Origin of the sequence: Dankookia sp. GCM10030260 (assembly GCF_042666655.1) — a bacterium.
Lineage (GTDB): Bacteria > Pseudomonadota > Alphaproteobacteria > Acetobacterales > Acetobacteraceae > Paracraurococcus.
The window spans coordinates 54,213-79,831 of sequence record NZ_JBHTDE010000012.1; the positions used below are offsets into that span (position 1 = coordinate 54,213).

The 25,619-nt window shown below is 72.6% G+C and carries 25 protein-coding genes; 17 read left to right on the forward strand and 8 right to left on the reverse strand.

The window, feature by feature from the left end; translation table 11 throughout:
• Positions 1 to 101: 101 nt before the first annotated feature.
• The 3 genes from ACFQS7_RS25155 to ACFQS7_RS25165 form a co-directional block, all read right to left on the reverse strand.
• Complete coding sequence (locus tag ACFQS7_RS25155; RefSeq protein WP_380069902.1) at positions 102 to 1,307, reverse strand: CaiB/BaiF CoA transferase family protein; 1,206 nt, start codon at positions 1,305 to 1,307, stop codon at positions 102 to 104.
• A gap of 88 nt (positions 1,308 to 1,395) precedes the next feature.
• Entirely contained in the window at positions 1,396 to 2,646 is a 1,251-nt protein-coding gene (locus ACFQS7_RS25160) for an SLC13 family permease (protein WP_380069903.1), read from the reverse strand.
• Between the two features lie 25 nt (positions 2,647 to 2,671).
• Positions 2,672 to 4,165, reverse strand: coding sequence for a malonyl-CoA decarboxylase (locus ACFQS7_RS25165; RefSeq protein WP_380069904.1), 1,494 nt, complete (start codon positions 4,163 to 4,165; stop codon positions 2,672 to 2,674).
• Between the two features lie 131 nt (positions 4,166 to 4,296).
• Here ACFQS7_RS25165 and ACFQS7_RS25170 point away from each other — a divergent pair, with 131 nt between their 5' ends.
• The 5 genes from ACFQS7_RS25170 to ACFQS7_RS25190 all read left to right on the forward strand — a co-directional run bounded on the left by ACFQS7_RS25170 (position 4,297) and on the right by ACFQS7_RS25190 (position 7,547).
• A complete protein-coding gene (locus ACFQS7_RS25170) occupies positions 4,297 to 4,992 on the forward strand; it encodes a GntR family transcriptional regulator (RefSeq protein ID WP_380069905.1) in 696 nt (231 codons plus the stop codon).
• Between the two features lie 75 nt (positions 4,993 to 5,067).
• Entirely contained in the window at positions 5,068 to 6,579 is a 1,512-nt protein-coding gene (locus ACFQS7_RS25175) for an aldehyde dehydrogenase family protein (protein ID WP_380069906.1), read from the forward strand.
• Complete coding sequence (locus ACFQS7_RS25180; protein WP_380069907.1) at positions 6,579 to 6,863, forward strand: hypothetical protein; 285 nt, start codon at positions 6,579 to 6,581, stop codon at positions 6,861 to 6,863. The genes ACFQS7_RS25175 and ACFQS7_RS25180 overlap by 1 nt, the downstream gene beginning before the upstream one ends.
• A 101-nt stretch (positions 6,864 to 6,964) precedes the next feature.
• Positions 6,965 to 7,141 (forward strand): hypothetical protein, encoded by a 177-nt coding sequence (locus ACFQS7_RS25185; RefSeq protein ID WP_380069908.1) that lies wholly within the window; start codon positions 6,965 to 6,967, stop codon positions 7,139 to 7,141.
• Positions 7,142 to 7,385: 244 nt separating this feature from the next.
• Positions 7,386 to 7,547, forward strand: coding sequence for a hypothetical protein (locus ACFQS7_RS25190; RefSeq protein WP_380069909.1), 162 nt, complete (start codon positions 7,386 to 7,388; stop codon positions 7,545 to 7,547).
• 36 nt (positions 7,548 to 7,583) lie between these two features.
• Here the strand turns inward: ACFQS7_RS25190 and ACFQS7_RS25195 are convergent, their stop codons facing one another.
• On the reverse strand, positions 7,584 to 8,633 hold the full coding sequence (locus ACFQS7_RS25195; protein WP_380069910.1) for a zinc-binding dehydrogenase: 1,050 nt from the start codon (positions 8,631 to 8,633) through the stop codon (positions 7,584 to 7,586).
• Between the two features lie 418 nt (positions 8,634 to 9,051).
• Here ACFQS7_RS25195 and ACFQS7_RS25200 point away from each other — a divergent pair, with 418 nt between their 5' ends.
• Both ACFQS7_RS25200 and ACFQS7_RS25205 read left to right on the forward strand, forming a co-directional pair.
• Positions 9,052 to 11,331: a penicillin acylase family protein gene (locus tag ACFQS7_RS25200; protein WP_380069911.1), complete on the forward strand. Its 2,280-nt coding sequence runs from the start codon at positions 9,052 to 9,054 to the stop codon at positions 11,329 to 11,331.
• An 82-nt stretch (positions 11,332 to 11,413) separates the two neighbouring features.
• On the forward strand, positions 11,414 to 12,181 hold the full coding sequence (locus ACFQS7_RS25205) for an arginyltransferase (protein WP_380069912.1): 768 nt from the start codon (positions 11,414 to 11,416) through the stop codon (positions 12,179 to 12,181).
• 195 nt (positions 12,182 to 12,376) lie between these two features.
• Here the strand turns inward: ACFQS7_RS25205 and parC are convergent, their stop codons facing one another.
• From parC to recO, 3 genes are all read right to left on the reverse strand, one after another.
• On the reverse strand, positions 12,377 to 14,704 hold the full coding sequence (gene parC / locus ACFQS7_RS25210; RefSeq protein WP_380069913.1) for a DNA topoisomerase IV subunit A: 2,328 nt from the start codon (positions 14,702 to 14,704) through the stop codon (positions 12,377 to 12,379).
• Positions 14,705 to 14,768: 64 nt separating this feature from the next.
• Positions 14,769 to 15,230, reverse strand: a complete 462-nt coding sequence (locus ACFQS7_RS25215; protein WP_380069914.1) for a hypothetical protein — start codon at positions 15,228 to 15,230, stop codon at positions 14,769 to 14,771.
• 50 nt (positions 15,231 to 15,280) lie between these two features.
• On the reverse strand, positions 15,281 to 16,030 hold the full coding sequence (gene recO, locus ACFQS7_RS25220; protein ID WP_380069915.1) for a DNA repair protein RecO: 750 nt from the start codon (positions 16,028 to 16,030) through the stop codon (positions 15,281 to 15,283).
• Positions 16,031 to 16,155: 125 nt separating this feature from the next.
• On the opposite strand from recO, the gene ACFQS7_RS25225 reads away from it, so the two are divergent.
• The 6 genes from ACFQS7_RS25225 (at position 16,156) to ACFQS7_RS25250 (ending at position 22,003) form a co-directional block, all read left to right on the forward strand.
• Entirely contained in the window at positions 16,156 to 17,238 is a 1,083-nt protein-coding gene (locus tag ACFQS7_RS25225) for an SbmA/BacA-like family transporter (RefSeq protein ID WP_380069916.1), read from the forward strand.
• A 110-nt stretch (positions 17,239 to 17,348) separates the two neighbouring features.
• Positions 17,349 to 18,203 (forward strand): transglutaminase family protein, encoded by an 855-nt coding sequence (locus tag ACFQS7_RS25230; RefSeq protein ID WP_380069917.1) that lies wholly within the window; start codon positions 17,349 to 17,351, stop codon positions 18,201 to 18,203.
• Between the two features lie 215 nt (positions 18,204 to 18,418).
• Positions 18,419 to 18,949, forward strand: a complete 531-nt coding sequence (gene greB, locus ACFQS7_RS25235) for a transcription elongation factor GreB (protein ID WP_380069918.1) — start codon at positions 18,419 to 18,421, stop codon at positions 18,947 to 18,949.
• A gap of 30 nt (positions 18,950 to 18,979) precedes the next feature.
• A complete protein-coding gene (locus tag ACFQS7_RS25240) occupies positions 18,980 to 20,047 on the forward strand; it encodes a hypothetical protein (protein ID WP_380069919.1) in 1,068 nt (355 codons plus the stop codon).
• Positions 20,048 to 20,112: 65 nt separating this feature from the next.
• Complete coding sequence (locus ACFQS7_RS25245) at positions 20,113 to 20,979, forward strand: alpha/beta fold hydrolase (protein ID WP_380069920.1); 867 nt, start codon at positions 20,113 to 20,115, stop codon at positions 20,977 to 20,979.
• 46 nt (positions 20,980 to 21,025) lie between these two features.
• The gene (locus tag ACFQS7_RS25250; RefSeq protein WP_380069921.1) at positions 21,026 to 22,003 is read left to right on the forward strand and encodes a tripartite tricarboxylate transporter substrate-binding protein; all 978 of its coding nucleotides are present in this window, start codon (positions 21,026 to 21,028) and stop codon (positions 22,001 to 22,003) included.
• A 187-nt stretch (positions 22,004 to 22,190) separates the two neighbouring features.
• On the opposite strand, the gene ACFQS7_RS25255 is transcribed toward ACFQS7_RS25250, so the two are convergent.
• Positions 22,191 to 23,594, reverse strand: coding sequence for a CoA transferase (locus tag ACFQS7_RS25255; protein ID WP_380069922.1), 1,404 nt, complete (start codon positions 23,592 to 23,594; stop codon positions 22,191 to 22,193).
• 271 nt (positions 23,595 to 23,865) lie between these two features.
• Here ACFQS7_RS25255 and ACFQS7_RS25260 point away from each other — a divergent pair, with 271 nt between their 5' ends.
• From ACFQS7_RS25260 to ACFQS7_RS25275, 4 genes are all read left to right on the forward strand, one after another.
• Positions 23,866 to 24,096 carry a general stress protein gene (locus ACFQS7_RS25260; protein WP_380069923.1) on the forward strand — a complete coding sequence of 77 codons (231 nt, stop codon included), beginning with the start codon at positions 23,866 to 23,868 and terminating at the stop codon, positions 24,094 to 24,096.
• Positions 24,097 to 24,308: 212 nt separating this feature from the next.
• On the forward strand, positions 24,309 to 24,800 hold the full coding sequence (locus tag ACFQS7_RS25265; RefSeq protein WP_380069924.1) for a hypothetical protein: 492 nt from the start codon (positions 24,309 to 24,311) through the stop codon (positions 24,798 to 24,800).
• A gap of 9 nt (positions 24,801 to 24,809) precedes the next feature.
• Positions 24,810 to 25,190 carry a PAS domain-containing protein gene (locus tag ACFQS7_RS25270; RefSeq protein ID WP_380069925.1) on the forward strand — a complete coding sequence of 127 codons (381 nt, stop codon included), beginning with the start codon at positions 24,810 to 24,812 and terminating at the stop codon, positions 25,188 to 25,190.
• Between the two features lie 128 nt (positions 25,191 to 25,318).
• The gene (locus tag ACFQS7_RS25275) at positions 25,319 to 25,591 is read left to right on the forward strand and encodes a DUF6489 family protein (protein ID WP_380069926.1); all 273 of its coding nucleotides are present in this window, start codon (positions 25,319 to 25,321) and stop codon (positions 25,589 to 25,591) included.
• Positions 25,592 to 25,619: the final 28 nt, after the last annotated feature.

A 25,619-nucleotide genomic window follows, 5' to 3' on the forward strand; every position in this document is an offset into this window, starting at 1 on the left:
CCGGCGCGCCTTGCGCGTCCGGACCCGGACAGGATGTTCCCTTCCCTCTTCATCCCTCTACCCCGGCGCCGGAGCGCCGGAAAAGCACGGCTGCGCGGGGATCAGGTGATCCCCTTCTCCTGCAGCCCGGCGATATCGGCCGCCGACATGCCGAGCAGGCCCCCCAGCACCTCCGCGGTGTGCTGGCCCAGCACCGGCGGCGGGCTCCGATAGGTCGGCGGGGTGGCCGAGAGCTTCACCGGGTTGGCGATGACCTTCACCGGCTCGCCCGCCGGGTGCTGCATCTCCACCACCATCTCGCGGGCGATGACATGCGGGTCGGCGAAGACCTGTTCCAGCGTGTTGATCGGGCCGCAGCCGATCTTCTGCGCCTCCAGCAGCACGATCCATTCGGCGGTGGTCTTCGACTGCATCACCGGGGTCAGCGTGGCCGTCACATGGTCGCGGTTGGCGACGCGGATCGGGTTGCTGGCGAAGCGCGGGTCGGAGAGCAGGTGTTCCTGGCCCGTGGCCTTGCAGAAGCGCTCGAAGGTCGGGTCGTTGCCGACGGCCAGGATGATGTAGCCGTCCTTGGTGGGGAATTCCTGGTAGGGCGCGATGTTGGGGTGCTGGTTGCCCAAGCGGGGCGGGTTCTCGCCGGTCGCCAGGTAATTCATCCCCTGGTTGGCCAGCCAGGCGACATGGGTGTCGAGCATGCCGATATCGATCTGCTGGCCCTGCCCGGTCGCATGGCGGTGGTTCACCGCGGCCAGGATGCCGATGCAGCCATAGAGCCCGGCGAAGAGGTCGGCGACCGGCACGCCGACCTTCTGCGGCGCGCCCTTCGGTTCGCCGGTGAGGGACATGACGCCGCCCATCGCCTGGATCAGCGCGTCGTAGCCCGGCCGCGGCGCATAGGGGCCGGTCTGGCCGAAGCCGGTGATCGAGCAATAGATCAGCCGGGGGAACTTCGCCTTCAACTGGTCGTAGCCCAACCCGTACTTGGCCAGGGCGCCGACCTTGAAGTTCTCCGCCAGGATGTCGCAGTGCTCGAGCAATTGCAGGATCAGCGCCTGGCCCTCGGGCTTGGCGATATCGACGGTGACCGACTTCTTGTTGCGGTTGACGCCCACGAAATAGGCGGACTCCTTCGTGTTCGGGATGAAGGGCGGGGCGAAGCCACGGGTGTCGTCGCCGGCCTCGGGCCGCTCGATCTTGATGACCTCGGCGCCGAGGTCGCCCAGCATCTGGGTGCAGGTCGGCCCCGCCAGCACGCGCGTGAGGTCCAGTACGCGGATGCCCTGCAACGGGCCGTTGTTGTCCTGCATCGTCCACTCCCCAAGGCGTCGAAAATCGGACTCTCTCATGCACCAGACCGCCGCGGCTTCATAGCCGGGCGAAGCATGACCCGCCGCGTCACAGCCAGCCCGGCACGATGAGGATCAGCCAGGCCAGCGGCGGGCCGGCCAGCACCACAAGGATGCTGTAGGCGAGGAGACGCCGGTAGACCGTCTCCCGCTCCTCCGGCGCCGCATTCGCCACCACCAGCGCGCCGTTGGTCGAGAAGGGCGAGACATCGACCACGGTCGAGGCGATGGCCAGGGCCGCGATCATCCCCGCGGTGCCGACCTGGCCCTGCTGCAGGACGGGCACCGCCAGCGGGATGACGGCCCCCAGCACGCCCAGGGAGGAGGCGAAGGCCGAGACCACGCCGCCGATGTAGCAGAGCAGCAGCGCCGCCAGCAGCGGCGCGCCGAGGCCAGAGACGCCCCGGCCGATGCCGTCGATGGCGCCCGAGGCCTGCAGCACGCCGACATAGGTGATGACCCCGCCGACCAGCAGGATGGTGGACCAGCCGATCGCCTCGGCCGCGCCCTTCTGCGCCGCCGGCGCCAGCAGGGTCAGCGCCACCGCGATGGTCACCGCCAGCAGGCCGATGTCGAGGCCGAAGGCGAGCCCGCCGACCGCCAGCGCCGCCAACCCGCCAAGCGTCGCTGCCTGCTGGAGGTCGAGGCCGGCGGCGCTGCCTTCCGCCGTGGCAGCCGGCACCGCGTGCCGCCGGCCGATCAGGTCGCGGCCGCCGAAGGCGAGGAAGGCGCCGAGCGCGACCAGCAGGTTGAAGCCGAGGCAGGCCAGGAACAGGACCATCTCCTGCGCCGGCAGGCCGGACCGGGCGACGATCTGGTTGGTGATGCCGCCATAGACGCTGATGGGAGAGAAGCCGCCCCCTTGGGCGCCGTGGATCACCAGCAGCCCCATCAGCAGCGGGCTGATGCCGTAGCCCCTGGCGAATTGCAGCGCGATCGGCGCCAGGATGGCGCAGGCGGCGGGCGACACCGCGCCCATCGCGGTCAGCGCCGCGGCGGTGGCGAACATGATCCAGGGGATCGCCGCGATCCGCCCGCCGACTGCCCGCACCGCCCGCTGCACCAGCCAGCCGATGGTGCCGTTCCGCTGCGCGATGGCGAACAGGTAGGTGATGCCGACCAGCGTCACGAAGAGGTCGGCGGGGAAGCCGGCGATGATCGCCGGGGCCGGCATGCCGACCGCCAGCGTGCCGACGAGGAAGGCCATGGCGAAGCCGACCGCGCCCATGTTGACGGGCCATGCGGTGGCCATGACGAACATCGCCATGAGCCCGAGGATCGCGGCGGTCTGCGGGGACATGGCTGCGCCTGCCGGGGCGTTGCGGTCAGCCGGGCTTGCCGCCCGGCTTGTCCTCCGACCCGAGCAGACGCGCCAGGGCCGAGCGCGACGGCGCGGCCGCGCTGGGCCGCGGCGCCGGCAGCAACCCATCCACCGCGGCGGAGCGCACCACCTGGCCGGAATGCACGAAGGCCTCGTGGTTGGCCTCGATCGCCTCGGGGTCATAGAGGTAGTTGACCATCACCCCGAAGCTCTCCTGCATGCCGCGGGCGGCGGTATTGCCGAGCCAGTTGATGCGTTCGAGCCGGGCGCCGTTGCCGAGGTGGAAGCGGGCGACCGGGTCGATGGTGCCCATTCCGCTGTTCGGCCGGGTCAGGTAGGTCGCGGCCAGCCGCAGCAGCGGCGCGCGCAGGGCTTCGCCTCGTGGCTCGTCCTGCCACCATTCGCCCGCAGTGGCCGCCTTGAAGCCCTCGGCCGGGTCGGTGCCGCCGAAGGCCGCCGCCTCCTCCGCCCGGAACAGGCCGCCCTCGGGCGGGCTGGCCAGCTGCCGGTCGAGCCAGCGGCGGAAGCCGGGGACCGGCGACAGCGTGGCGAAGCGGGTCAGTTGCGGCAGCTCGGCCTTCAGCTCCTCGACCACCTGCTTGATGAGGAAATTGCCGAAGGAGATGCCGCGCAGCCCCTCCTGGCAGTTGGAGATGGAGTAGAAGATGGCGGTATCGGCCTCGCGTGCGGTGCCCGGCGCCTGGTCGCGCTGCAGCAGCGGCTGCACGGCGTCGGCCATGCCGCGGACGAGCGCGACCTCGACGAAGATCAGCGGCTCTCCCGGCAGGGCCGGGTGGAAGAAGGCGAAGCAGCGGCGGTCGGCCTCCAGCCGCCGGCGGAGGTCCTCCCAGCCCTGGATCTCGTGCACCGCCTCGTAGCGGATCAGCTTCTCCAGCACCGCCGCCGGGGTCTGCCAGTCGATCCGGCGGAGTTCCAGGAAGCCGCGGTTGAACCAGGAGGCGAAGAGATGCCGCAGGTCGGCGTCGAGCAGCCTCAGCGCCGGCTCGCCGCGGGTCAGCGTGGTCAGCTCCTCGCGCAGCCGGACCAGGCCGGCGGTGCCGCCAGGGGCCATGTTCATCCGCCGCAGCAGCTCCTGCCGCGGCGCCTCGGCGGCGTCCGCCAGCCGCGCGGCACCTTCCAGCGAGGGCTCGGCCAGCCAGGCCTCTGCCGCCCTGCGCAGCTTCGCCGCGTCGGGGGCGAAGTCCTCGGCGAGGAAACGGAAGAAGGCGATGCGGTCCTCGGCGGCCAGGGCGCCCAGGCTGTCGTGCAGCTCCCGCGCCACGGCGGCGCCGGAGGCCTCCCCGCGCTCCGACAGGATGGCGCGGGCCAGGCGGCGGGCGCGTTCAAGCGGCGGCAGGCCGGGGCCCGGCACATCGGCATAGGGCCGGCCGCGGTCGGCGATGCTGGACCAGAGCCGTTCCAGCCAGCCCCTCGTCTCGGAGACGCCGGCGGCACCGGGGGCGGGGCTCGGCGTGACCTGCGTCGCGGCGTCCTGCATGCGCTCTCCCCGGGGCTGCCCGCCCTAGTTGGTATTCAGATTGTGTGTTTCACATTATTTCCGTATGCTCAACCCCGCAAATCGGCGCCCTTTGTATATTGGCAGGCGTGCGACGGCGGAGGGCACCAGCCATGGCGCGCAGCCACATCGCGGATGCGGCGAAGGTCGTCCCGCTCGCCGCCGCGGTCACCACCCTGGCCGAGACGATCCGCGTCGCCCTGGCCGAGGAGATCATCGCCGGCCGCCTCGCCCCCGGCACCGAGATCGACGAGCAGCAGGCCGCCGAACGCTTCGGCGCCTCCCGCACCCCGCTGCGCGAGGCGCTGCGCGAACTGGCGGCCGCCGGCCTCGTCACCATCGAGCCCCGGCGCGGCGTGCGCGTCGCCGCGCTGACGCTGGAGCGCCTGGGCGAGATGTTCGAGGTGATGGCGGAGACCGAGGCGATGTGCGCCCGGCTCGCCACCCACCGCATGACCGCGCCGGAGCGCTTCGCCCTGCAGGCGCTGCACGAAGCCTCCGCCGCCACGGTCGGCGCCGGCGATGTCGGCGCCTATGATGCGCTGAACCGGGAATTCCACTCGGCGCTCTACCGCTGCACCCATAACGGCTTCCTTGCCGAGCACGCCCAGGCGCTGCGGCTGCGGCTGGCGCCCTTCCGCCGGGCGCAGCTCGACGGCACCGACCGGCTGCGGCGCTCCTTCGCCGAGCACGCGGCGGTGCTGCGCGAGGTGCTGCGCGGCGATGGCGAGGAGGCCGGGCGGCAGATGCGGGCCCATATGCTGACCGCGGGGGCGAGCCTGGCCAGCACGATGCGCGGGCCCGGATAGGCTTGCCGCCCTGCCCGCCCGCGATCATCTTGCGGCCAGCCATACCGCCAGTTTCCGTTTCGGGAGGAACCCCCAATGCTCGACCGGCCGCATCCCACCCCCGCCGATCCCTGCCTCGATCCCTTCGCGCTGGCCAAGGCGCTGTCGGGCGTCCATTTCATCGGCGGCGGCTACGTCCCTGGCCGCAACGGCCAGAGCTTCGCCGTGGTGAACCCGGCGACCGGGATTGAGGTGGCCCGCGCCGCCGAGGGCGATGCCGCCGACGTCGATGTGGCGGTGCAGGTGGCGTCGCGCGCGCAGAAGGACTGGGCGAAGGTCCCGGCCCGCAAGCGCGGCGCCATGGTGCATGCCTGCGCCGCCCTGCTGAAGGAGCACCAGGAGGAGCTGGCGCGGCTCATCGCGCTCGAGACCGGCAAGGCGCTGCGCACCGAATCGCGGGTCGAGGCCGGCGTCGTCGCCGACGTCTTCGAATTCTTCGGCGGCCTGGGCTCGGAGCTGAAGGGCGAGAGCGTGCCCTTCGCGCCCAACGTGCTGTCGGTGACGGTGCGCGAGCCGCTCGGCGTGGTCGGCGCCATCATCCCCTGGAACGTGCCGATGCTGCTGATGGCGCTGAAGGTGGCGCCGGCGCTGGTGGCGGGCAACACCGTGGTGGTGAAGTCGGCCGAGGAGGCGCCGCTCGCGGTGCTGCGCATCTGCGAGCTGATGAACCGCATCCTGCCGCCGGGATGCTTCAACATGCTGTCCGGCTTCGGGCCGGAATGCGGCGCGCCGCTGGTGGACCACCCGAAGGTCCGCAAGGTCACCTTCACCGGCTCGGTCGAGACCGGCAAGATCGTCGCGCGTGCCGCGGCGAACAAGCTGATCCCGGTGACGCTCGAGCTCGGCGGCAAGTCGCCGATGATCGTCTTCGCCGATTGCGACTTCGACAAGACCGTCTCCGGCGCGCTGACCTCGATGCGGTTCACCCGCCAGGGGCAGAGCTGCACCGCGGCATCCCGCATCTACGTGGAACGGCCGATCTTCGACCGGTTCGTCAGCGCCATGAAGGACGCGGTGAACCGGATGGTCATGGGCGATCCGCTGGACGAGAAGACCGATATCGGCACCATCGTCTCGGAAGGCCAGCTGGAGAAGGTGCGCGGCTTCATCGAGGAAGGCACGCGCACGGCGGGTGCAACGGCGCATGTCTGCAGCGCGATGCCGACCGACCCGGCGCTGAGGAAGGGGCTCTTCATCCAGCCGGTCATCTTCACCGGGCTCGGCGCCGACAGCCGGCTGGTGCGGGAGGAGATCTTCGGCCCGGTCACCGTCATGGCGCCCTTCGACGACCCGGAAGCGGTGCTCGCCGAGGCCAACGACAGCGAATACGGCCTGGCGGCCAGCTTGTGGACCAACAACCTGAAGGTCGGGCTCGACCTGGCGCACCGGCTGGAGGCCGGGCTGGTGCAGATCAACCAGAACCTCGTGGTCCAGGCCAACCTGTCCTATGGCGGCGTGAAGTCGTCCGGCCTGGGCAAGGAAGCCAGCCTCGAGGCGATGCTGGAACACTTCACCCACAAGAAGACGATCATGGTGAACATGGGCTGATGCGGGCTGCGCTGGCCCTGGCGGTCGTCCTCGGGACGGCCGCCGCGGCCTGGGCGCAGCCGGCCAGCCTGCCCGGCACCGGCGGCTGCGCGGCGCACCAGGCCGCCTTCCCCGCCTTGGCCGGGCTGACCGAGGCCGAGGCGGTCACGGCGATCGAGGCGATGCCCGGCATCCGTACCCTCCGCGTCGCCGGGAGGGCCGCTCCCATGACGCGCGACTACCGGCCGGAACGGGCGACGCTGCTGCTGCGCGACGGACGCGTCGAGAAGGTCGTCTGCGGGTAGCCGCCCGCCCCCCCCCCCGCCCCCCTGTGCCGTGTTGTGTCGCGCCGCACGGCAAGCGTCCGTCGCATGCGTCATCCTGCCCGGGTCAGGAGGATGCAGCGATGACGACCATGCAGCCCGTGCCGCGGCACCTGTCAAAGAGCGATGCGGCCCTCGCGCTGCTGCTGCTGCTCGGCAACCTCGTCTTCTTCGGCTGCGTGGCCAGCCGCCACCTCGGCGGGACGGCGGATCTTCCGGTCCCCACCACCCCGTCCCGGATCACCGTGCTGGGGCCGTGATCCCAAGGGTCGTCCTGCAGACCTTCGGCATGCCCTGCCGGTCCGTCCGCTCGGCGGCCTGGGGGTCGTCGCCACCCCGCAGCATATGGCCGCAACGGACCCGACCCGCTGGTCCCCCGGCCAATGCCGAGGCTGACCTGGAGGCGTTCCGGAAGCGGAATGTATCGCATCCAACCATTTGTCTGTGCCGTATCGCACAGACGGGTGCGCCGGATGCGGCGACCCTGCCGCAAGGAGGCCCCGCATGATCCCAGTTTCCCCCCGCGGCCGTCCTGTCAGGACGGTGCTGCTCGTGGCCATCGCCGTCGGCTTCTGGCTCTTCGCCGTCGACGCCTATATCCTGCCGCTGCCGGACCGCGTCGCCTCGGCGGACCAGTCGGAACGGATAGCCTGGGCGGAGGATTGACCCCGGGCCGATCCACCGGCAGGCCCGCCTGCCGCGTCAGATCAGGAAGACGCCCTTGCCGGTGTTCTGCTGGTCGAACAGCTTGTAGGCCTCCTCCGCCTGGTCGAGCTTCCAGGTCTCGGTGAAGAGGTCGTCCACCTTGATGCCGCGGTCGACGATGAACTGCGCGCACTCCTCCTGCCCCACGGAGGAGAAGGTCCAGGAGCCGATGACGGTCGCCTGCCGCCGCAGCATGTCCGGCGAGACGTCGATCGTCACCTCGCCGCCCTCGCCGACGAAGCAGCAGGTGCCCCAGACCTTCAGCGACCGGATCGCCTGGATCCGTGCCTGCGGCGAGGAGGAGGTGTCGAGCGTGAGGTCCGCCCCCAGCCCGTGGGTCAGCTCGCGGATCGCCTCCACCGGGTCGACATTGGAGGGGTTGATGGTCTCGGCCGCGCCGAATTCCTTGGCCCGCTGCAGCCGCTGCGGCGAGATGTCGAGCGCGATGACCCGCGCGCCCATCGCGGTGGCCAGCTGCGTGGCGGACAGGCCCACCGGCCCCTGGCCGAAGATGGCGATGGTGTCGTTGCCGGAGATGTTCATCCGCCGCAGCGCGCCCCAGGCCGTGCCGGTGCCGCAGGAGATGGCCGCACCCGCCTGGAAGGTCAGCGCCTCGTGCAGCGGGATGAGGGTATTGGCCGGGACGCACATGTACTGCGCATGGCCGCCATGGGCGTTGTTGCCGTACACCTTCACGCTGGTCTTCTGGCAGAGCTGCTGCCAGCCGGTGCGGCAATGGCCGCAGGTGGTGCAGCCCTGGTAGTGGTGCACCATCACCCGGGCGCCCTCCTTGGCCAGCCGGGGATCGACGCCGGGGCCGATCGCCGCGACCACGCCGCAGGGCTCGTGCCCGGCGATGGTCGGGCCCTCCGGCGTCGCCAGCCCGTTGTTCTGCCGCACGCCGCGCTGCCGGCGGTACTGCTTGAGGTCGCTGCCGCACATGCCGGAGGCCTTCATCTCGAGCACCACCTCGCCGAAGCCCGGCGTGGGGTCGGGGAAGGAGATGAGCTCCAGCTCCCGGTCACCGGTGAAACAGACACCGCGCATTGGCTTCCTCCATCCCTTGGTTGTTGCGGGGGATGCTAGCCCGCACCCGGCCGGGTTGGGAACACTCCGGCTGGCCAGCGCGGCATCACCGCTCGAGCGCGGGCAGCCGCACCGCAGAGACACCGGCCGCATCGACGACGCCGTCCTGCGGAGTCCGCAGCGGCGGCTGCGGCGGCGGGCAGCATCGGCCGGCGGGCCTCGTGCCCGGCTCGGGCCCACCGCATGGACGCGGGCGGGCGGCCTGGGCTAGACCATGGAGACCGGCGCGCGGCGAGGCCCCGGATGCTCAGGGGTCCCCGATGGTCGCATCCGTGCATGGTCCCGAGGCGATGCTGCCGGCCAGGCCGGCGCCCTCCCGCTGACCCCGCGCCGTCGCCTCGGGCGCTGGCTGCGACGCGGCCTGCTCATCCTCCTGGCCGTGGCGCTCGTCCCGGCGGCGCTGCTGGCCGGGCTGGTCTGGTGGACCGTCCCGGCACGCGACGCTACCCTGCGGCTGCCCGGCCTCGCCGCCCGCGTCACCGTCACCCTCGACGACCACGCCATCCCCCGCATCGCCGCCCGAACCGAAGCCGATGCCGCCATGGCGCTCGGTTGGCTGCATGCGCGCGACCGGCTCTTCGCCATGGAGCTGATGCGCCGCGGCGCCGCGGGGCGGCTTTCGGAAATCACCGGCCCGGCGACGCTGCGGGCCGACCGCTTCGTGCGGACGCTGGGCCTGGCGCAGCGCGCGGCGGCGGATGTCGCCGCCCTGCCGGTCGATGCCCAGGCGCTGCTGAAGGCCTATGCCGCCGGGGTGAATGCCTGGATCGCCGCGCATGGCCGCTTCGCCGCCCCGGAATTCCTCCTGCTCGGGGCGCCGGAGCCCTGGCAGCCGGAACACAGCCTGCTCTGGGCCAAGGTCATGGGCATCTGGCTGTCCGGCAATTGGCGGGCCGAGCTCGACCGCGCCCGGCTGGCGGCGATCCTGCCGGAGGCGCGGCAGCGGGAGCTCTGGCCGGAGGATGCCACCGCCGGCCGGCCCGACCTGGCGGGGCTGGACCTCGGCCGCCTCGCCGCCGCGCTGCCGCGCTTCCCCGAGCCAGGCACCCTGCCCGGCTCCGCCAGCAATGCCTGGGCGGTCGCGGCCTCCCGCTCCGCCTCCGGCGCGCCGCTCCTGGCCTCGGACCCGCATCTCGGCTTCCAGGCGCCGATCCTCTGGTACCTGGCGCGGATCGACCTGGGCGACGGGCGGATGCTGGCGGGGGCGACCAGTCCCGGCGTGCCGTTCATGGTGATCGGCCGCAATGCCGCCCTCGCCTGGGGCTTCACCACCACCCATTCGGATAGCCAGGACGTCTTCATCGAACGGCTGGCCGGACCGGACGCCTACGAGACGCCGGAGGGCCCGCGGCCCTTCACGGTGCGGGAGGAGGTGATCCGGGTCCGCGGCGCCGCCCCGGTGACGCTGCGGGTGCGGGAGACGCGGCACGGCCCGGTGATCTCCGACCTCGACGAATCCCCGCCGGCCGACCGGGTGCTGGCCGTCGCCATGGCCAACCTGGCGCCGGCCGATGCCGCCGCCGCCGGGCTGCTGGCGCTGAACCGCGCCGGGTCGCTGGCCGAGGCGCGCGCCGCCGCGGCGCTGATCTCCAGCCCGCCGCAGAACCTGATGGTCGCCGACCGGGCCGGGCGGATCGGGATGTTCCTCACCGGCCGCATGCCGCGGCGCCGGGCCGGCGACGGGACGCTGCCCGCCCCGGGCTGGGACGGCAGCCATGACTGGACCGGCTGGATCCCCTTCGAGGAGATGCCGCATGTCGAGGATCCGGCCAGCGGCGCCATCGCCAATGCCAACAATCGCCCGGTGCCGCCGGGCAGCCCGGTCTTCCTCGGCCGCGACTGGCCGGACGATGCGCGCTTCCGGCGGATCGGGGAGATGCTGGCGGCCCGGCCGCGGCACGACGCCGCCGGCTTCGCCGCGATGCAGCGGGACACCGTCTCGACCTTCGCGCGCGACCTGCTGGGGCCCGAGGCATTGCTGCGCCGCCTGCCGCGGCCCGACGGAGCGGCCGGCACCGCGCATGACCTGCTGCTGGCCTGGGACGGCGATGTCCGGGCCGACCGGCCGGAGGGGCTGGTCTTCAACGCCTGGATCCGCCGGCTGGGAACGCTGGCGCTGGCCGCGGGCGGGGTGCCGGAGGGCGGCTGGACGCCGCGTGCCGCCTTCCTCCGCCTGGTGCTCTCGCCCGATGGCGCCGGCGCCGCCTGGTGCGGCGGCGATTGCGCCGGCCTCGCCGGCCGGGCGCTGGCCGAGGCGGTGGCGGAGCTGGCCGCGACCCAGGGGCCGGACCCCGCCGCCTGGCGCTGGGGCGCGGTGCATGTCGCCCGGTTCGAGCACCCCTTGCTGCGCCTCGTGCCGGGCCTTGCTTGGCTCACCGGCCTCGTGGCCGCGACCGGCGGCGATGAATGGACCGTGCTGCGCGGCGGCCTCCGCGGCTTCGGTCCCGCCCCCTATGCCCATGTCCATGGCGCCGGGCTGCGGCTGGTGGCGGACCTGGTCGATCCGGATGCGACGCTCGCGGTGATCGCCACCGGGCAGTCCGGCAACCCGGCCTCCGGCCATTGGGGCGACCTTCTGGCGGCATGGCGGGACGGCCGGATGCCGACGCTGCGCAAGGCGCCCGCGGCGCTGGAAGGACGCATCACGCTCAATCCTTGATGCGCGGTGAACCCCGTTGTGCCGAAGTGGTTGATTTCAGCGGCTCTCCCCCCGACACTGTCTCCGTCGACACGTAAGGCCGATGCTGCACCGCCCAACCCGCCGCCCGCAGTTCTTCTACACCACCGCCCCGCTGCCCTGCCCTTATCTGGCCGGCCGGACGGAACGGAAGATCGTGACCGAACTGACCGGCCCGGATGCCGAGGCCCTGCACGACCGGCTGTCGCGCGCCGGCTTCCGCCGCAGCCACAACATCGCCTATTCGCCGGTCTGCCCGGGGTGCTCGGCCTGCGTCCCGATCCGCATCCTGGTGCCGCAGTTCGAGCCCAACCGGGCGCACCGGAAACTGAACAAGGTCAACGCCGACGTGGCCGGGTTCGAGATGCCGGCGCGCGCCACGGCCGAGCAGTTCCAGCTCTTCCAGCGCTACCAGCAGGCCCGGCACGGCGACGGCGACATGGCGGCGATGGGCTTCTACGACTACCGCGCCATGGTCGAGGACACCCCGATCACCACCGGCATGATCGAGTTCCGCGACGCGCAGGACCGCCTGCTGGGCGCCTGCCTGACGGATTGGCTGAGCGACGGGCTCTCGGCGGTCTACTCCTTCTTCGACCCGGCCGAGGCGCGGCGCAGCCTGGGGTCCTGGGCGATCCTCTGGCTGGTGGCGCGGGCCCGGGCGCTGGGGCTGCCTTACGTCTACCTCGGCTACTGGGTGCCGGAGAGCCGGAAGATGTCCTACAAGTCGCGCTACCGGCCGAGCGAGATCCTCACCGGCGGCGTCTGGCGGGTGCTGGAGGACAGCATGGTGCCGGCCGAGAGCGCGATGGTGCCGGAGACGGCGGGGTAAGCCGTAAGGTGATGATCGTTTCCAGGAAAAAGTAAGAAGGCCGGGGAGAAAGTATTCTCCCCGGACCCCTCATCTATTTTTCCGACTCTGGCGTTCGCCGCGCGGCGAGTGCCAGACTCGGAAAAAGCAAAGCTGGGGTTGGACGCATGTGTCCAATGGGGAGGACATGCTTTTTTCCTCCCCAGTCTTGCCTTTCTACTCGAACCGCCCGCTCTTCGGGAAGCCGTTCGGCGGCGCCTTGCCCGCCCCGGCGCGGTTGCCGCGCCAGGTGGTCAGGTCCGTTTCCAGCCGCTGCCGGTCGCCCAGCGCCCAGCTCAGCCCCTCCTTGCGGGTGAAGACCTTCACGTCGGCCAGCACCGTGTCGGCGTCCTTGTAGCTCTGCAGCTGCACGCCGCGGCCCCGCGCCATCTCCGGCACCTGGTCGAGCGGGAAGACCAGCAGCTTGCGGTTGGTGCCGATCACCGCGACATGGTCGCCCTCGGCCTCGACGCAGACCGCGGCCTCCTGCCCCGCCTCGGTCAGCAGCACCTGCTTGCCGGTGCGCTTCTCGGCCAGCAGGTCCTCGCCCTTCACCACGAAGCCGCGGCCGTCGGTGGCGGCGACGAGGTAGCGCTTCGCCTCGGCATGCACGAAGACCCGGATGATGGTGTCCTCGTTGGTCATGTCGACCATCAGCCGCACCGGCTGGCCGTCGCCGCGGCCGCGCGGGATCGCCTCGGCCTTCAGCGTGTAGGCGCGGCCGTTGGTGGCGAACAGCACGATGCGGTCGGTACTCTGCGCATGCACCCAGGTATGCAGCTGGTCGCCTTCCTTGAAGCGCAGCTCGGCCTCGGGCGCGAGGTGCCCCTTCTGGGCGCGGATCCAGCCCTTCTCCGACAGGATGACGGTGATCGGCTCGCGCTCGACGAAGGCGGCCTCGTCCACCAGCACGGCCGGCAGCAGGCGCCCCGTCTCGGTCCGGCGGGCGCCGAGCGGGCCCTCGCCGAAGGCCTTCCGGGTCGCCTCGATCTCCGTCTCGATCGCCGCCCAGCGCTTCGGCTCGGAGCCCAGCAGCCCCTGCAGGCCCTTCTGCTCGGTCGAGAGCTTCTTGTGCTCCTTCCGGATCTCCATCTCCTCCAGGCGGCGCAACGCGCGCAGCCGCATGTCGAGGATGGCGTTGGCCTGCAGCTCGGTCAGCGAGAAGGTCGCCATCAGCGCCTCCTTCGGCTTGTCCTCCTCGCGGACGATGCGGATCACCTCGTCGAGGTTGAGATAGACGATGAGGTAGCCGTCGAGGATCTCCAGCCGCCGGGCGATCGCCGCCAGCCGGTGTTCGGTGCGCCGGACCAGCACGACATGGCGGTGCTCCAGCCAGGACCACAGCACCTCGGGCAGGCCCATGACCCGCGGCGTGCGTTCGGCATCCAGCGCGTTCATGTTCAGCGGCAGGCGGGTTTCCAGGTCCGTCGCGCGGAACAGCGTCTCCATCATCACCGCCGGGTCGACGGCGCGGCTCTTCGGCTCCAGCACCAGGCGGACGATGTCGGTGCTCTCGTCGCGGATGTCGCCCAGCAGCGGGAGCTTCTTCTCCTCCAGCAGGGCGGCGATCTGCTCGATCAGCTTGGCCTTCTGCACCTGGTAGGGGATCTCGGAGACGACGACCTGCCAGGTGCCGCCCTTGGCCGCGACCCTCTCCCAGCGCGCCCGCAGCCGGAAGCCGCCGCGGCCGGTGCGGTAGGCCTCGCGGATCGCCTCGGGCGGCTCGACCAGCACGCCGCCGGTGGGGAAGTCCGGGCCGGGGATGACGGCCAGCATCGGCGCGAGGGAGGCGTCGAGGAACCCGGCCCGCGCACCCTCCGCCGCATGCAGCGCCACCTGCTCCAGGCTCAGTTTCCGCTCGCGGAAGACCTGCAGCTGCGCCAGCGCCGCGGCGCACAGCTCGCCGGCATTGTGCGGCGGGATGCTGGTCGCCATGCCGACCGCGATGCCGTTGGCGCCGTTGGCCAGCAGGTTCGGGAAGGCCGCCGGCAGTACCACCGGCTCCTGCTCCTCGCCGTCGTAGGTGGCGCGAAAATCGACGGTGTCCTCGTCGATCCCCTGGAGCATGGCCTGGGCGACTTCCGTCAGCCGGGCCTCGGTGTAGCGCATGGCCGCGGCGTTATCGCCGTCGATATTGCCGAAATTGCCCTGGCCCTCGACCAGCGGGAAGCGGGCGGCGAATTCCTGCGCCAGCCGCACCATGGCGTCGTAGATCGCCGCGTCGCCATGCGGGTGGTACTTGCCCATCACGTCGCCGACGATGCGGGCGCATTTCTTGAAGCCCGCGGCCGGGTCCAGCTTGAGCTGGTGCATCGCCCAGAGCAGCCGCCGATGCACCGGCTTCAGCCCGTCCCGCACATCCGGCAGGGACCGCGACATGATGGTGGACATGGCATAGGCGAGGTAGCGCTCGGACAGCGCGGTCGCCAGCGTGCGGTCCTTGATGGTGCCACCGTCCGGGGACGCGGGCGGGGCTTTGGTCCGGTCGGGGGTCTGCTCGGGCATGGGTCAGGGATTCGCGCTTCGTTCTCCTCCCTTCTAGCCGGTCGGGGCGGCGGGCGCCACCGGATCAGCGGGCCAGCGCGGCCATGACCTCCTCGACCGTCTCGCGCACCGCAACGTCCCGGGTGTTGCGCAGCCCGGTTAGGACGATCGCGGCGCGGGCGCCGGCGGCATGCCGGGTCTCCGACCCCCGCACCAGCACCACCCGGTCGGCGGCGATCCAGGTCCGCTGGCTGCTGGGATCGGTCAGCGGGACCAGCCGTGCCCCGGTGGCGGCCAGGCGGCGGACCAGGCTCTCCATCGCCTCGGGCGTCGGTTGCTGCACATAGGCGGTGGTGTCGATCACCGTCTCGCCTTCCAGTCGGCCGATGCGCACCACTTGCCCGACCGCCAGCCGCACCGGCCCCGACCCGGCCGGCGGGGCGAGGTCGATGAAGGGGCCGGAGGGGGTGGCGAAGACCTGGTCCGGGGCGGCCGATACCGGGCCCGCGAGCAGGCCGAGCACGGCGAGGACGGGGATGCGGCGCAACTGGCTGGCTCCGTTGGATGGCGCGGACTGCCTCGCGCGCCGGGTGATGCTTAGGTAGCCTGTCGCAACCCGGCGCCAAGGGCCGCCACCCGGTCGGCCAGCATCCCCCGGGCCTGCGGCATCGCCTCGTGCCGCTCCCCGAACAGGTCGCGCGCCAGGAAATGCCCGGTCAGCCGCAGCCCGGCGAGCCAGTCCGCCGGCCCTGCCCCGCCCCATTGCCCCAGCAGGTAGCGCGGCAGCGGCAGCAGCCGGTCGCGCCACGGCGCCCCCGCGGCGGCCGAGACCGCGCGGCCGGTGCGCGGCGAGACCCAGACCAGATCCTCCGTCGCCCCGGTGACGGCGCAGCGGGCGAGGTCGAGGCCGTAGCCCAGCTCGGCCAGCAGGTCGGCCTCCCAGCGCACGTAGTCGGGCAGCAGCGGCGCGGCCCCCTCGCCCAGCCGGGCGATGAGCGAGACCAGCCCGTGGAAGCAGCGCGGATGCGGCTGCCGCTCCGGCAGCGCGCTCTCGGCCATGGCGCAGGCGGAGGACAGCAAAGCGAGCGCCAGCGGGTCCTGCATCGCAAGCGCTGCGGCGGGATGCACCAGCTCCCCGGTCAGGGCGCCGAGCTGGTCGGCCAGCCGCGCCACCCAGCGCGCCTCGACCAGGTTGCCGCGCTGCCAGACCGGCGCCTGGGCACGCGAGGCGCCACCCTTGGCCAGGCCGGCATGCCGGCCATGCGCCTCGGTCAGCAGGGAGACCACCGCGCCGCTCTCGCCGAGCGGGCGGGCATCCAGCACCACGGCGGGGGCCTGCCATTCCATCGCCGCAGCATATGGGCCGACCCGCGGTTCAGCACAGCGTGCGCGGTGCATCGCGGCAACGGTCAGGAGCAACCCGGGGCCGCTTCGCATTGTTCCATGACAGGATGACGGGGGGATCGAGCGGCATGGCGGATACCGAGGATCTGGCCCGGCTGCGCCCCCTGCCCGCCCGCTTCGCCGCCGTCGCCGGCGGTTTCTGGTCCGGGCCGACGCGCTGGCAGGCGGTTGCCCTCACCGCCATCCTGGCCAGCCTGACCGCCGCCGAGATCGCCCTGTCGGTCCGCTTCAACACCTGGCTCGGGGCCCTGTTCGACGTGCTGGACCGCCGCGCGGTGGCCGAGCTGCCGGCGCAGTGCCTGGTGCTGGCGCTGCTCGTGCTCGGCTTCGGGCTGCAATCCGGCTTGCACCTCACCTGCCGCCGCGCCCTGCAGCTGCGCTGGCGGCGCTGGCTGACCGACCGGCTGGCCGCCGCCTGGCTGCGGCGCGCCACCCCGGCCGAGGCCGTGGCAGGTGCGGCCAACATCGACGGCCGCATCGCCGAGGACATCCGCATCGCCACCGAGGAGGCGGTCGAGCTCAGCAGCTCGCTCTGGCAGGCCACGCTGTTGCTGGTGATCTTCGGCGGCCTGCTCTGGGAGCTGTCGGGCAGCCCGACCTTCCAGGTCTTCGGCCAGGCGGTGACGATCCCGGGCTACCTGGTCTGGCTGGCGCTGATCTATGCCCTGGTCAGCGGCGTCGCCGCCTTCGCGCTCGGCCGGCCGCTGGTGGCGGCGACCGACCGGCGACAGGCCGCGGAGGCGGAATTCCGCGTCGCCCTGGTGCGGCTGCGGGACGAGGCGCCACCAGCGCGACGCGGCGGCATGGCGCGGTTGCAGCCGCTGTTCGGCATGGTCGGCCGCACCTGGAATGGCCAGACCCGCAGCATGGCGCGGCTGTCCGCGTACAATGCCGGGCATGGCAGGCTGACCACGACCTTCCCGATCCTCGCCGGGCTGCCGGGCTATTTCCAGGGCGTGGTGACGCTCGGCGGGCTGATGCAGGGGGCGCAGGCCTTCCAGCAGCTGGCCGCGGCGCTGACCTGGCCGGTCACCAGCATGGAGCGGGTGGCGACCTGGGGCGCCTCGGCCGAACGGGTGCTGGCGCTGGACGCCGTGCTGACACAGCGCGCCGCCCCCCTGCCCGGGGCGGTGCCGGTCCCGGCGGAGTGAAGGCCGATGCGCCCGGCCCTGGCCAGCCATGCGGAAACCGCAGAGGCCGGACGGCGTTACGCCGGCCCTTCACAGGCGCGATAGCGCGGATACAGGAAAGCGGGACCTCGATGCGGTACAGGGTGGGCTGCGAGCTCGACTACGACGTGCAGGCCGAGGGCGGCACACCCTTCGTCTTCAACCTGGAGGCGCAGCGTCGCCCCAACCAGACGGTGCTGGAGGAGGCGCTGACCTTCTCCCAGGACCTCGTTCAAGATCGTTTCACCATGCCGGAAAGCGGCAACCGCTATGTCCGGGTATGCGCCGGCAAGGGCAGGCTGACCGTGCGGTACGACGCGGTGGTGCGGCTCGACCCCGCGGTGCTCGCGCCCGGCTCGGTGGGGGAGATGCCGGCCGGCCGCCTGCCGCTGGAGGTGCTGACCCATCTCTATCCCAGCCGCTACGTCGAATCCGACCTGCTGGTCTCCTTCGCGCAGAAGGAGTTCGGCCGCCTGCCGCAGGGCTACGACCGGGTCGTGGCGATCTGCAACTGGCTCCACGACCATCTCGACTACACGCCGGGCAGCAGCGACGAGCACACCTCGGCGCGCGACACGCTGGTGCAGCGCCAGGGGGTCTGCCGCGACTTCACCCATCTGGCGATGGCCTTCTGCCGCGCGCTCGGCATCCCGGCGCGCTTCGTCAGCGCCTATGCCTGGCGGCTTTCGCCGCCCGACTTCCACGCGGTGATGGAAGCCTGGCTGGAAGGGCCGGAAGGCGGCGCCTGGTACCTGTTCGACCCGACCCGCAAGGCGGCGCCGGACGGGCTGGTGCGGATCGGCATCGGCCGCGACGCCGCCGAGGTCGCCTTCTGCTCGGCCTATGGCCCGGTGGAATGCGGCAAGCCGCGGGTGAGCATCGCGGCGCTGGATCGGTCGGACGCGGCGCCGCTGACGACGGAGGCGGTGAGCCTGGCGGCGGCCTGAGTGTCCCTCGGGCAGGCAGGTTCGGGGAGGGGGAAAGCATTCCCGCCTCGAACCCCGCCCTTCCCTTGTCCGGGACGGGCCGCCGCGGGTGGCCCGGACGCGGGCGTCCACCGGGGGCACGCCTGATCCCGCGCCTTGCTGCGGCAGGTCGACAGCCGACCATATGCACGGCGGCCGCGCCGTGCGCCCCGGCGCCGGCCCGGCTACAAGACGGCATGGCCACCACGGACGACGATGACGACGAGGGCCCGCCCGGCCTGCCCGCCGGCACGCCCTTCTACATGACCCCCGCCGGCCATGCCGCCCTGGCCGAGGAATTGCGCCGGCTCTGGTACGACGAACGTCCGAAGGTGGTCGAGGTCGTCTCCTGGGCCGCCGGCCTCGGCGACCGGTCGGAGAATGCCGACTACCAGTATGGCAAGCGCCGGCTGCGGGAGATCGACCGCCGGGTCCGCTTCATCCGCAAGCGGCTGGAGAAGGTCCAGGTGGTGGACCCGGCGGCGCAGTCGAGGCGCGGCACGGTGTTCTTCGGCGCGACGGTCACCTATGCGCGCGAGGACGACCGCGAGGTGACGGTCACCATCGTCGGGGTCGACGAGGCCGACAGCTCGGCCGGCCGGATCTCCTGGGTCTCGCCGGTCGCCCGCGCGCTGCTCGGCACCCAGGTGGGCGACACCGCCCGGCTGCGGACGCCGCAGGGCGTCGAGGGCATCGAGGTCGTGGCGATCCGCTATCCGGAGCGCTGAACGGAACGCCAGCGCCGGCGTTGGCGCCGCATGAGCGAACCGTCCGGCCATCCCGCCCCGCCCCGTTTCCAGGACCACGGCACGGCGACGCTGCCGGCCGTGACCGTCGACAGCTACAACGCCGAGCTGCGAACGCCCGAGGGCTTCCTCGGCGACCGCGCCAGCAGCCGCGCCTTCAAGGCGCTGCTGGACCATTGGCGCAGGCGCATCCGCGACAGCGCCAAGGACGACCCGCTGGGCGACGCGCCGACCGCGGACATCCACCGCAAGCAACTCGATGCCCTGCTCGCCGAGGGCGACTCCGAGGCCGCCGGCCTGGTGCATGGCGTGGTCGAGGAATTCGCCCAGTCCCTCGCCACCGTGGTCCGCGCCCTGCTGAAGCTGAAGGACTGGCGCGAGGTCGAGCGCATCGTCGTCGGCGGCGGCATGCGCGGCAGCCGGGTGGGCGAGCTGGCGATCGGCCGCACCGCGATGATCCTGAAGGGCGAGGACATCGACCTCGACCTGCGGCCGATCCGGCACGACCCGGACGAGGCGGGGATGATCGGCGTGGTGCAGCTCGCGCCGCCCTGGATCTTCAAGGGGCACGACGCGCTGCTGGCGGTCGATATCGGCGGGTCCAACATCCGCGCCGGGCTGGTGCGGCCGCACCTGAAGAAGGCGGCGGACCTGTCGGAGGCCTGCATCTGGGAAAGCGAGATCTGGCAGCACCGCGCCGACAAGCCGGCGCGGGAGGCGGCGATCGACCGGCTGGTCGACATGCTCGGCGACCTGCTGAAGAAGGCGGAGAAGCGCGGGCTGCACCTGGCGCCCTTCATCGGCGTCGGCTGCCCCGGCCATATCGAGGCCGATGGCAGCATCGCCAAGGGCGCCCAGAACCTGCCCGGCAATTGGGAAAGCAGCCGCTTCAACCTGCCGGAGCGCCTGCGCTGCGCGCTGCCGCAGATCGACGGGCAGGAGACGGTGGTGGTGGTGCACAACGACGCCGTCGTGCAGGGGCTGAGCCAGCGGCCCTGGATGGGCGACGTCAAGCGCTGGGGCGTGCTGACCATCGGCACCGGCCTGGGGAATGCCTGCTTCACCAACCGGGAGCGATAGCTGGACAGCCCGCGCCGCCCGGCCGACAAACCCGCCATGGGACGGGACAGCGGGACCAGGATGCGATGCAGGACGGGCCGGAGATGACCACCGAGGCGCCAGAGGCGATGCTCGCCCGGCTGCAGGCCGCCGCCCGACGCCTCGAGACCCCCTGCGGCGACGGGACCATGGCCTGGCACGTCTGGGGTGACGGGGCGCCGCTGGTGCTGCTGCATGGCGGCAGCGGGTCCTGGCGCCACTGGGCGCGCAACATCGCGCCGCTGGCGCGGCAGCGCATGGTGGTCTGCCCGGACATCCCCGGGCTCGGCGACAGCGCCCTGCCGCCGCCGGCCGAGAGTCCCGCCCCGGTCGCCGCCATCATCCGCGCCGGGATCGGCCAGGTGCTGGGAGAGGGCACCGCCTACGACCTCTGCGGCTTCTCCTACGGCGCGCTGCTCTCGGGCCATGTCGCGGCGCAGGCCGGGGCCGAGCTGCGCAGCGTGACCCTGGTCGGCGCCGGGGCGCTCGGCCCGCGGCGGCAGGTGACCGAGCTGACCAAGGTGCGCAGCCTCGAAGGCGAGGCCCGCATCGCCGCCCACCGCCACAACCTGGCCGCGCTGATGTTCGCCGACCCGGCCAATATCGACCCGCTGGCGCTGGTCATCCAGGAATGGAACACGCGGCACGCCCGCTTCGTCAGCCGCGGCTTCGCCAGCAGCACCAGCCTGCGGGACTCGGTGGCGCGGGCGCGCTGCCCGGTGGCGCTGCTCTACGGGGAGCGCGACGCGATCGCCTGGCCGGAGCTGGAATTGCGCTTCGCCGCGCTGCACGGCGTGCAGCCGGAGGCCTGGACCGGCGTCATCCCCGGCGCCGGCCATTGGGTGGCCTACGAGGCGGCGGAGACCTTCAACGCCATGCTGCTGGACATGCTGCGCCGCCGGATCGGGCGATAGGCGCGTCGCCCGCCGCGTCCTATCCTGGGCGGACCGGGAGGCCGACATGACACCAAGCAGGATCACCCTGGGCCGCCGCGCCCTGATCGCCGGCGCGGCGATGGCCGCCGCCCCGGCGCGCGCGCAATGGGCGCCGCCGCGCCAGGTCCGGCTGGTGGTGCCCTTCACCCCGGGTGGCGGCGCAGACACCACGGCGCGGCTGCTTGCCCCGACCTTCGGCAGCGTCCTCGGCCAGCCGGCGGTGGTGGAGAACCGGCCCGGCGGCGGCGGCACCATCGGCGCGCAGGAAGCCGCCCGCGCCGCGCCGGACGGCACCACGCTGCTGGTCGACGCGGCGAACCAGGCGGTGGCGCCCTTCATCTTCCGCAACCTCGCCTTCGACTACGCGACCGCCTTCACCCCGATCAGCCGTGTCACCGTCTACCCGCTGATCCTGGTGGTGAAGGCCGACAGCAGGCTGGCATCGCTGGAGGCGCTGCTGGCACGGGCCCGGGCCGAGCCGGGGCGGCTCAGCTACTCTTCCTCGGGCAATGCCATCTCCAACCACATCGCCACCGCGCTGCTGGCCAGCCGCGCCAAGGTCGAGCTGACCCATGCGCCCTATCGCGGCGGCGGGCCGGCGCTGCAGGCGGTGCTCGCCGGCGACGTCGATTTCGGCTTCGCCACCGTCGCCTCGGCCGCGGCCTTGGTGCAGCAGGGGCAGTTGCGGGCGCTGGCGGTGTCGACCGCGGCGCGGGTGGCGACCCTGCCGGACGTGCCGACCGTCGCCGAGCTTGGCTTCCCCGGCTACGACCAGGCCGAATGGAACGGGGTCTACGGCCCCGCCGGACTGCCGGCCGAGGCGGTGGCGCGGATCCACGCCGCCTGCCGCGCGGCGCTGGCCGATGCCGGGGTGCAGCAGCGGCTGGCGACGCTGGGCGCCATCGGCCTCGGCACCGACCCGGCGCATTTCGCCGCCTTCCTGAAGGCGGAGCGGGCGGCGATGGAGGTGCTGGTGCGCGACGCCAGGATCACCGCGGACTGACGGCACCGGCCCCTCCGCCAGGCGGTGGCGGCGGGCCGGGACGGCGATGCCGGATCGGCGATGCCGGGCCGCGCCTCGCGGCCGTCGGCGTGCCGGCCGCAGCGCCATGGTCGCCGCGGCCCGCCGCACGGTCCCCAGGGCTGCCGCCGCGCAAGACGGCCCGGCGCCGGCGCGATCGGCGGGAGGGTCAGGCCCAGGCCGCCGCGTGCGTCCCCAGCGGCACCGGCGGCAGGGCCCAGTAAGGCGGCGTCTCGGCCAGGCGGCCGGAATGCCGCAGCGCCGTCAGCTGGCCGAAACCGCTCGGCCCGGTCTCCAGCAGGTCGCCGAGGTCGTCCAGCCCCGGCACCGGCACGCCGAAGGCGCCCTCCAGCCGGCCCAGGCCCCGCAGCCAGTGCCCGGTGCCGGCGAGCGAGACGCTGACCCGCCAGGACCCGCCCTCCGCCGCCCGGCGCAGCAACGCCGCCAGCGTGCCGAAGGCGAGCAGGAAGCCCGAGGCATGGTCGAGCGCCTGGGCCGGCAGCACCTTGGGGTCGGGGTCGGCCGGGTCGGCGCCGGCGGCGATGGCCTCCGCATGGTTGAAGCCGCTGGCGGTCTGCACCAGGCTGTCGAAGCCGCGCCGGCCGCCCCAGGGGCCGACCTCGCCATAGGCCGAGAGCGAGGTGCAGACGATCCCCGGCCGCAACGCCGCCAGTGCCTCCGGCGCGAAGCCATGCGCGGCGATCGCGCCGGGCCGGTAGCCCTGGACGAAGACATCCGTCCCCGCCACCAGGCCGCGCAGCACCGCCTGCCCGGCCGCGTCGCGCAGGTCGATCGTGGCGCTGCGCTTGCCGCGGCCGGTATCCGGCAGCAGGTCGTCGAAGCTCGGCAGGTGCGCGGCGCTGAGATGCAGCACCTCGGCGCCGTGCGCGGCCAGGGTCCGGCCGCAGACCGGCCCGGCGATCACCCGGGTCGCCTCCAGCACCCGGATGCCCTGCAGCGGGCGCGCGGCCAAAGGCGGCAGCGGGGTGGGCGGCGCCTCGCCGATCCGCTCCAGCCGCACCGGCGGCAGGCCCGCCACCGCCCGGCCCTGCGGGTGCGCGTCCCACTCCGCGAAGCTGCGCATGGCGGCGACGCACATGCCGGCCTCGGCGGCGGCCTGCTCGAAGGCGAAGCCCTCCCAGTCGCGCAGCGCCTGGCCCACCGCGGCGCGGTTGCCCGCGCAGCCCAGCAGGCGCAGCACGCCGGCCCGGTGGTGCGGGAAATTGGTGTGCAGCCGGACCCAGCGGCCGTCGCCGCAGCGATAGGTCCCGGCGATGTCGTCCCAGCGCGCCGGCGCCGCCGCATCGCCGAGCCGCAGATAGCGTTCCGAGCCGAATTCCAGCGCGGCATGGCGCATCCCGACCTCGGCCTGCTGCGCCGGCCCGCCACGCCTCCGGTGGATCTCCGCCGCCGCCGCGGTCGCCGTAGCGATCGAGGCCTGGGCCGCCGCGCCGATGCGAAAGGAGGACGGCAGCGCCGGTTCAGCCCCGGTCAGCCTGGCCGGGACCTCGCCCGCCAGCCCGGCGCCTTGCCAAAGCTCGTCGAGGATCGCCCGCACCGTCGGATCAGTCATCCGCGCCTCCCGTTCCGGCCGCCACGCCCTCGTCGTCCTGTGCGTCGCCGCGAATTCGCGGCCTGCCGGGCTGGGCCACCGGCAGACTAGGCCCGGCCGATCGCGGCCGGAACCCGGCCGCCCGCGCAGTCGTGGGCAGCCACCGCTGCAACCGTTTTGCCAACGTCAAAAAAATTTGTTCCAGCGGGAAACGGCGGCGGCTCTGCGCGTTTTACGTGTGGAGCTGCCATGCCGGTGGCTCCAGCAAGCACCAAAGCGAATGGAAACGACCATGGCCAATCAGCAGCATTCGGGTGGCGGTGGCGGCAAGAACAATCCCGGCAACTTCGCCAACGACCGGGAAAAAGCCCGCGAAGCCGGCCGTGCCGGCGGGACCCATCAGGGCAAGGACACCAACCCCGGTAACTTTGCCAACGACCGGCAGAAAGCCGCCGAAGCAGGCCGCAAGGGCGGCCAGCACAGCCATGGCGGGCATGGCAACGATCACAAGATCAAGAACTGAGCGCCCGGCGCGGCGCCGGAACACCTCAGCGCCGCGCCGTAGACGCCTGCCAGGCATCGCCGATCGGTTCCCATGCGCGACCCCCTGTCCCCATTCCTCGCGGAATCGTGTACAGGGAAGGAGACCATGGTTCCGATCGCTCCATTGACCCTCTCCTGCCTGCGAAACTGCGATCCGATACCCATCGGTGCCATGGCGCGGATGCGGGACGGATGAGCGAAGCCTCCGACCGGCTGGCACGCAGCCTGCGCTCCGCGGCGCTGCGCCCGCTCTATGAAGCCTGGGCCGCCAGGCGCCGCCAGGGCGACCTGCCCAGCCCGAGCGAGCTCGACCACGTCGCCGGCAGCGAAGCCCTGGCCGACAACCTCGCCTTGGCCGAGGTCGAGCCGGGCAGCGTGCCACCTTCCTTCCGCCTGGTCAGGGTCGGCGGCGACATGGAACGTCGGGCCGGCCGGCCCCTTGTCGGCGAACGGATCGGTGCAGACATGCCGGAGACGCCGTTGGATCCGCTGGGCGGCGCCGCATGGGCCTATCGGCGCGTGCTGGCGAGCGGCACGCCGAGCTACGAATTCGCCTATTTCAGCCTCGACGGGACAGCGCCGATGTTGTTCGAACGTCTGTTGCTGCCGGTCGGCCGTGGCGGCCGCGCCACGCATCTGCTGGTCGCGTCGTTGTTTTCCGATACCACGCCGGAGCCTGCCTGAGACATGCCGATGACCGAACCGCTCGATTTCGCGGCCCCCGATCTGGCCACCCGGGTGGAGAGCCTGCCGCCCGGCGCGGTCGACCGGCTGCCCTTCGGCGCGGTCCGGCTCGATGCTGCGGGGCGGGTGCTGGTGTACAGCCAGGCCGAGGCCAGGCTGTCCGGCTATGGCGACCGGCCGGCGGTCGGCCTCGACTTCTTCGCCGAGATCGCCCCCTGCATGGACCAGCCCGGCTTCCGCGGCCGGCTGGCCGCAGGGCTGGCGAGTGGCCGGGTGCAGGCGCATTTCACCTGGATCGGCGACTTCGCCGACCGGGAGCGCATGCTGGAGGTGCGGCTGCAGGGCATCCCTGGCGGTGGCTGCTGGATCTTCCTGCGGCGCGAGGACTGAATCCCGCCCGGCGGTTCCGGCGCAGGCGTGATGCGTCGCCCCGGCCGGCGGCACGACGGGTGCTGGCAGCGACCGGCAAGCGGGTCCATATGGCGGCCTGGACTGCACCGGCGCGGAGCGCGCGAACCATGAAGGTCAATGTCGAGATCGAGTGCACCCCGGAGGAAGCCCGTCGCTTCCTCGGCCTGCCCGACCTGCGGCCGATGCAGGATGCGGTCATGGCCAAGGTGCAGCAGCAGATGCTGGACGCGGTGACCGTGCTGTCGCCGGAGAGCCTGCTGAAGACCTGGATGCCGCTCGCGCCCCAATCGCCGGACCAGATGCGCGACGCCATGGCGGCGATGTTCCGCATGTTCACGCCTGGTGGCGGGGCGTCCGGCGGCAAGCCCGGCCAGGGCTGACCGAGGGGCGTGAGCGTCACCGACCCAC

What these genes read in the sequence shown, in the direction of transcription:
- greB (WP_380069918.1), top strand. Translation starts at nt 18,419, where the DNA reads ATGGCCACCACGGACGACGATGACGACGAGGGCCCGCCCGGCCTGCCC.
- ACFQS7_RS25230 (WP_380069917.1), top strand. Translation starts at nt 17,349, where the DNA reads ATGCGGTACAGGGTGGGCTGCGAGCTCGACTACGACGTGCAGGCCGAG.
- ACFQS7_RS25195 (WP_380069910.1), bottom strand. Translation starts at nt 8,633, where the DNA reads ATGCGCGGTGTCTGTTTCACCGGTGACCGGGAGCTGGAGCTCATCTCC.
- ACFQS7_RS25175 (WP_380069906.1), top strand. Translation starts at nt 5,068, where the DNA reads ATGCTCGACCGGCCGCATCCCACCCCCGCCGATCCCTGCCTCGATCCC.
- ACFQS7_RS25245 (WP_380069920.1), top strand. Translation starts at nt 20,113, where the DNA reads ATGCAGGACGGGCCGGAGATGACCACCGAGGCGCCAGAGGCGATGCTC.
- ACFQS7_RS25265 (WP_380069924.1), top strand. Translation starts at nt 24,309, where the DNA reads ATGAGCGAAGCCTCCGACCGGCTGGCACGCAGCCTGCGCTCCGCGGCG.
- ACFQS7_RS25190 (WP_380069909.1), top strand. Translation starts at nt 7,386, where the DNA reads ATGATCCCAGTTTCCCCCCGCGGCCGTCCTGTCAGGACGGTGCTGCTC.
- parC (WP_380069913.1), bottom strand. Translation starts at nt 14,704, where the DNA reads ATGCCCGAGCAGACCCCCGACCGGACCAAAGCCCCGCCCGCGTCCCCG.
- ACFQS7_RS25260 (WP_380069923.1), top strand. Translation starts at nt 23,866, where the DNA reads ATGGCCAATCAGCAGCATTCGGGTGGCGGTGGCGGCAAGAACAATCCC.
- ACFQS7_RS25240 (WP_380069919.1), top strand. Translation starts at nt 18,980, where the DNA reads ATGAGCGAACCGTCCGGCCATCCCGCCCCGCCCCGTTTCCAGGACCAC.
- ACFQS7_RS25270 (WP_380069925.1), top strand. Translation starts at nt 24,810, where the DNA reads ATGACCGAACCGCTCGATTTCGCGGCCCCCGATCTGGCCACCCGGGTG.
- ACFQS7_RS25275 (WP_380069926.1), top strand. Translation starts at nt 25,319, where the DNA reads ATGAAGGTCAATGTCGAGATCGAGTGCACCCCGGAGGAAGCCCGTCGC.
- ACFQS7_RS25205 (WP_380069912.1), top strand. Translation starts at nt 11,414, where the DNA reads ATGCTGCACCGCCCAACCCGCCGCCCGCAGTTCTTCTACACCACCGCC.
- ACFQS7_RS25160 (WP_380069903.1), bottom strand. Translation starts at nt 2,646, where the DNA reads ATGTCCCCGCAGACCGCCGCGATCCTCGGGCTCATGGCGATGTTCGTC.
- ACFQS7_RS25155 (WP_380069902.1), bottom strand. Translation starts at nt 1,307, where the DNA reads ATGCAGGACAACAACGGCCCGTTGCAGGGCATCCGCGTACTGGACCTC.
- ACFQS7_RS25225 (WP_380069916.1), top strand. Translation starts at nt 16,156, where the DNA reads ATGGCGGATACCGAGGATCTGGCCCGGCTGCGCCCCCTGCCCGCCCGC.
- recO (WP_380069915.1), bottom strand. Translation starts at nt 16,030, where the DNA reads ATGGAATGGCAGGCCCCCGCCGTGGTGCTGGATGCCCGCCCGCTCGGC.
- ACFQS7_RS25170 (WP_380069905.1), top strand. Translation starts at nt 4,297, where the DNA reads ATGGCGCGCAGCCACATCGCGGATGCGGCGAAGGTCGTCCCGCTCGCC.
- ACFQS7_RS25180 (WP_380069907.1), top strand. Translation starts at nt 6,579, where the DNA reads ATGCGGGCTGCGCTGGCCCTGGCGGTCGTCCTCGGGACGGCCGCCGCG.
- ACFQS7_RS25250 (WP_380069921.1), top strand. Translation starts at nt 21,026, where the DNA reads ATGACACCAAGCAGGATCACCCTGGGCCGCCGCGCCCTGATCGCCGGC.
- ACFQS7_RS25165 (WP_380069904.1), bottom strand. Translation starts at nt 4,165, where the DNA reads ATGCAGGACGCCGCGACGCAGGTCACGCCGAGCCCCGCCCCCGGTGCC.
- ACFQS7_RS25255 (WP_380069922.1), bottom strand. Translation starts at nt 23,594, where the DNA reads ATGACTGATCCGACGGTGCGGGCGATCCTCGACGAGCTTTGGCAAGGC.
- ACFQS7_RS25185 (WP_380069908.1), top strand. Translation starts at nt 6,965, where the DNA reads ATGACGACCATGCAGCCCGTGCCGCGGCACCTGTCAAAGAGCGATGCG.